Raw genomic sequence first — 4110 nt, forward strand, 5'->3', positions numbered from 1 at the left:
GGCTAGCGAAGTCGATCCGTGGGGTCAAGGCTTGGGCTGAGGAGCGTTTGCTGCCATGGGCGCTGTCATGGGTGTCCCGGTAATTCCGCGTCATGGGTGTCCCGGTAATTCCGTCCCGGTAATTCCGTTGCCCCGCATAAGCTCATCGTTGCCGCCGTCCGTGATCCCTCCCGGCGGGACAAGGCGATCAAGGACCTCGCCCAGGCGGAAGCGATCCTGCAGGTGATGATCGATACCTTCCCCGGGGAAGTGGTGGCCGCGTGGGAAGCAATGGCGCCGTATGGCAATCAGTACCTCGATGTCGTGCGCCGAGGTGTTGAAAGGTTGAAGGGAAAGAACCCGGAACTGGCAGCCGAAGTCGAGGCTGCGATGGGGCTGGCGTAGTGGCGTTGTTGCGGCTGTCCGCTGGGGAATTGCTGCGGATGTCTCGGCAATTGCGAGCGGGTCATGCGGGCTGGGACGGGTCGAGCAGTTCCAGCTGGAAATAGGTGGAGTAACCGCGGTCCCTGGTGATCAAGCCGATTCCGGCGACGGCGGCGTGGGCGCCGATCAGGAAGTCGGCCAGCATTCGGGGTTTGCTGCCGCCGTTGCGCTTGTATTTGCGAAAGGCGTGGCCGGCGAGATAGGCGGCGTTCCAGGGGATCGGGTCGCGCCGGAAAAGCGATTCGGGGAGCAGCTCCTCCAGTTCCTCCAGCGAGTCGATCATCGCGCCGACCTCGCCGTAGATCAGCGGGTTGATGACCAGGATTCCCCGTTCGGCGCAGCGTGAAAGCGTGATTCTGGAGCGTTCGCCGTGGGCCGGGTCGGCGCCGATCACATCGAGCAGCACGTTGGTGTCCACCAGCCAGGCGTTCATTCCCGCAGCAGTGCCATCAGCTCGTCGGTGGTGCGGTCGAACCGTTTGCGCCCATAGAGGCGGTCGATGGCCTTGCTGCGTGCCGTGGGACTGGGGATGAGTTGGACGGTACCGTCCCGGACCACGAATTCCACTTCGGTGTCGGGCAGCAACCCGAACTCTTCGCGGATGGCGCGGGGAATGGTGACTTGGCCTCGTTCGCTGATGCGCATGGGATTCCCAGGGTATGAATTCGTATTCATATTTCTAGCGAAGTCGATCCGTAGGGTCAAGGTCTGGGCTGAGGAGCGTTTGTTGCCATGGGCGCAGTCATGGGTGTCCCGGTAACTCCTTTGTTGTGGGTCTCGCTTGTAGCGCGTGACGTTACGCATTACATTGTCCTGCATGATCAAGAGTTTTCGTCACAAGGGATTGCAGCGATTCTACGAGACCGGCTCCAAGGCGGGCATTCAGGCGGATCATGCCCCGAAATTGGCGCGCATACTCGCCCGGTTGGACCGGGCGCGTATCGCCGACGACGTAAACGTGCCGGGATGGAGGCTGCACCCGCTGTCGGGAGATCTCTCCGGGCACTGGTCGGTAGCCGTGAACGGGAACTGGCGGGTGACGTTTGGCTTTGACGGCGAAGACGTCGTGTTGGTCGATTATCGGGATTATCACTAGGAGAACGTCATGGCACCGATGCACAACCCCCCTCACCCTGGAGAAACGCTACGCGACGATGTACTGCCGGCGTTGGGGCTCTCCGTTACCGAAGCAGCAGAACAGCTGGGCGTTTCTCGCGCCACCTTCTCGCGGGTGCTCAACGGTCGTTCCGCGGTCTCGCCGGAAATGGCCCTTCGGCTTGAGGCATGGCTCGGGGTCGAGCGCGGCGGTCGTGCCGAAATGTGGCTTCAGCAGCAAGTCGCTTACGACCTGTGGCGGGTGCGCCACGAGAAGAAGAAGCTGAATGTCCATCCGTTGGCTGCGTAGAGGTGGATCGCTAATTTCTCATGAAATCTCGTTCCTTGAATGCATAGCATGCATTCACTAGGATTCAAGACAACGATGAAGATGCCGGAGATGCCGCCGTCATGGGCTTGCTGACCGTCCGCCAGATCGATTCCGCTGACAAGGCGTGGCTGCGTGCCGAGGCGGAGCGCCGCCACATCTCCATGGAGGAGATGGTGCGCCGCCTGATCCATGAGGGGCGCGAGAAGGCGACCGCCACCGCCAAGCCATCGGAAATCGTACGCCGATATTTCGGCCATGATCGAGGCATCGACCTGGGCGACCAGGGGGACTATGCGTTCGACCCCGTCGAGTTCAACGAGGAGTGACGGGAGCCGCCACATGGAGCCTGTCTACCTGCTCGACACCAATGTCGTCTCCGAATTGATGCGGCCGGAGCCGGATGCCTGCGTGCTCGACTGGTTGGACTCGGTAGGTGTCGACCGCCTCGCCTTCTCTTCCGTCGGCTATTGGGAGATTCGCTACGGTCTTGCCCGCCTCCCCGAGGGGCGCCGCCGCAATGGTCTCACCGAGCGCTTCGACGCGCTGGTGGACGACCTTTTTCGAGCGGGGGTCTACGATTTCAACGCTGCTGCCGCCGACCGTTGTTCCGCGCTCATGGCCCGTAAACGGGCCTTGGGTGAGAGCCTCGACGCGCACCTACCGGATGCCATGATCGCCGGTATCGCCGCGGCTGCCGGTATGACGGTCGCCACCCGCAATGAGTCGGAGTTCCGTCATTCGGGGGTGGACTACGTCAATCCGTGGGCGCTTGCGGCACCCGAATAGACGCCAAGCCGCATTTCTTAAGAATTTCCATAGCAAGGGCGTTGAGTTAGTTCTTGCCGTGGGGGTGGGCAGGGGCGTCCCGGCAATTTCAAAGCGAGATGCAACGTTCAAGACCTGACCCTGCGCGCCTCGCTGGTTCGGCACCGGCGCCCGTTTCTGGCTCAATCTCCAGCAGGCCTACGACCTGGATCTGGCCGAACGCGAAGCGGGAAAAGAGATTGAAAAAATCGAACCGAGGAAAGCGGCTTGATCCGCGCCCTGACCGAGCACTTCGGCGTGTCGGCGCGTGGATCGTCACGGGACAGCGGGTAGGTTGGCGCTACCGCGCCGACGTAAACGGAGGCACCGAAGCGAAGGCCGCGATACCCCGTCAGAATCCGCGGGTCGGACGTTCCGTCAGATCCTACCGCGAGGCCGGATTCCAGCGCCCTGATCTCCTCAACGATTGGATTATGTTTGGCCAATTTGGGGAAGATGGGCTGGGAAAGGGACGTGCTTGGGGGTTGGAAGGTATCTTTTCCCGAGAAGGGAGGTCCTTCGGCGGCTGGAAGAGAGTCGGCAGCGGGATGTGGCCGACAGGGACCAGATTCAGGGAGAGGCGGAAGAGCGTTGAAGCGGGCAACCGGGTGGCAATCCGTTGAACGGGTCGTTGCCGAGCGATACGATGACCAAGGTCGATGCGGTGATGGCGCTCCTTCAGCAGTTCACGTTGCTGACTGGGCGGTCGGCGGTGAACGGTGAAGGATCGGGGTGCGTGCCAATGACATCGGTCGTTCTTTGGAAATAAAGAAGTCTTTCCTTTTGCCAAAGGCAAAAGGAAAGACCTGACCCTGGGGCCCTGTTGTGCCGCGCTCATGGCCCGCAAACGGGCCTTGGGTGAGAGCCTCGACGCGCACCTACCGGATGCCATGATCGCCGGTATCGCCGCGGCTGCCGGAATGACGGTCGCCACCCGCAATGAGTCGGAGTTCCGTCATTCGGGGGTGGACTACGTCAATCCGTGGGCGCTTGCGGCGCCCGAATAGACGCCAAGCCGCATTTCTTAAGAATTTCCATAGCAAGGGCGTTGAGTTAGTTCTTGCCGTGGGGGGGACTTGTCAGGGGCGTCCCAGTATTTTCAAAGCGAGATGCAACGTTCAAGACCTGACCCCGCGCGTGCGCTCTAGCCCACATTTAACAGCTGCAGCCCAAAAACAGCAGGAATTCGAGAAGAATTCACTCGTAAGTTATTGATTATTCGTATTTCGAAGCTCGTTTTTTGCAATGTAGTGCCATAATCGTTCGTCGGGCTATTGCCATTATGCCGTCCCCCGTTGTACGGTCATGGACATGTACATTCGTCGCACACGAACGCGTAACACGACTACGGGAGAGGGCTACTACACCCACCGACTGGTCAGCTCGGAACGAGTCGGCGGCAAGGTGCGGCAACGTACGCTGTTGAATCTCGGTCGCCATTTCGATGTTCCCCAAGA

General features: G+C 60.7%; 9 protein-coding genes and 1 pseudogene. 8 read left to right on the forward strand and 2 right to left on the reverse strand.

Annotated elements, in window-relative coordinates:
• Window positions 1–222: 222 nt before the first annotated feature.
• The gene (locus tag ACYQ2W_RS25320) at window positions 223–384 is read left to right on the forward strand and encodes a hypothetical protein (protein WP_459873670.1); all 162 of its coding nucleotides are present in this window, start codon (window positions 223–225) and stop codon (window positions 382–384) included.
• Between the two features lie 61 nt (window positions 385–445).
• Here the strand turns inward: ACYQ2W_RS25320 and ACYQ2W_RS25325 are convergent, their stop codons facing one another.
• Complete coding sequence (locus ACYQ2W_RS25325; RefSeq protein WP_459873673.1) at window positions 446–856, reverse strand: type II toxin-antitoxin system VapC family toxin; 411 nt, start codon at window positions 854–856, stop codon at window positions 446–448.
• Window positions 853–1068, reverse strand: coding sequence for an AbrB/MazE/SpoVT family DNA-binding domain-containing protein (locus tag ACYQ2W_RS25330; RefSeq protein WP_459873675.1), 216 nt, complete (start codon window positions 1066–1068; stop codon window positions 853–855). The genes ACYQ2W_RS25325 and ACYQ2W_RS25330 overlap by 4 nt, the downstream gene beginning before the upstream one ends.
• A gap of 172 nt (window positions 1069–1240) precedes the next feature.
• On the opposite strand from ACYQ2W_RS25330, the gene ACYQ2W_RS25335 reads away from it, so the two are divergent.
• The 7 genes and pseudogenes from ACYQ2W_RS25335 to ACYQ2W_RS27035 all read left to right on the forward strand — a co-directional run.
• Entirely contained in the window at window positions 1241–1519 is a 279-nt protein-coding gene (locus ACYQ2W_RS25335; RefSeq protein ID WP_459873678.1) for a type II toxin-antitoxin system RelE/ParE family toxin, read from the forward strand.
• A gap of 9 nt (window positions 1520–1528) precedes the next feature.
• Window positions 1529–1828: a HigA family addiction module antitoxin gene (locus tag ACYQ2W_RS25340; RefSeq protein ID WP_459873680.1), complete on the forward strand. Its 300-nt coding sequence runs from the start codon at window positions 1529–1531 to the stop codon at window positions 1826–1828.
• A gap of 101 nt (window positions 1829–1929) precedes the next feature.
• Window positions 1930–2175, forward strand: a complete 246-nt coding sequence (locus ACYQ2W_RS25345; protein WP_459873682.1) for a FitA-like ribbon-helix-helix domain-containing protein — start codon at window positions 1930–1932, stop codon at window positions 2173–2175.
• A 13-nt stretch (window positions 2176–2188) separates the two neighbouring features.
• Entirely contained in the window at window positions 2189–2635 is a 447-nt protein-coding gene (locus ACYQ2W_RS25350; RefSeq protein WP_459873684.1) for a PIN domain-containing protein, read from the forward strand.
• A 664-nt stretch (window positions 2636–3299) separates the two neighbouring features.
• Window positions 3300–3422 carry a hypothetical protein gene (locus tag ACYQ2W_RS25355; RefSeq protein ID WP_459873686.1) on the forward strand — a complete coding sequence of 41 codons (123 nt, stop codon included), beginning with the start codon at window positions 3300–3302 and terminating at the stop codon, window positions 3420–3422.
• A 67-nt stretch (window positions 3423–3489) separates the two neighbouring features.
• A complete protein-coding gene (locus ACYQ2W_RS25360; protein WP_459873688.1) occupies window positions 3490–3660 on the forward strand; it encodes a hypothetical protein in 171 nt (56 codons plus the stop codon).
• A 304-nt stretch (window positions 3661–3964) separates the two neighbouring features.
• A pseudogene (locus ACYQ2W_RS27035) lies at window positions 3965–4110 on the forward strand (hypothetical protein); the annotation flags it as partial.

The sequence above is a fragment of the Endothiovibrio diazotrophicus genome (assembly GCF_054657215.1).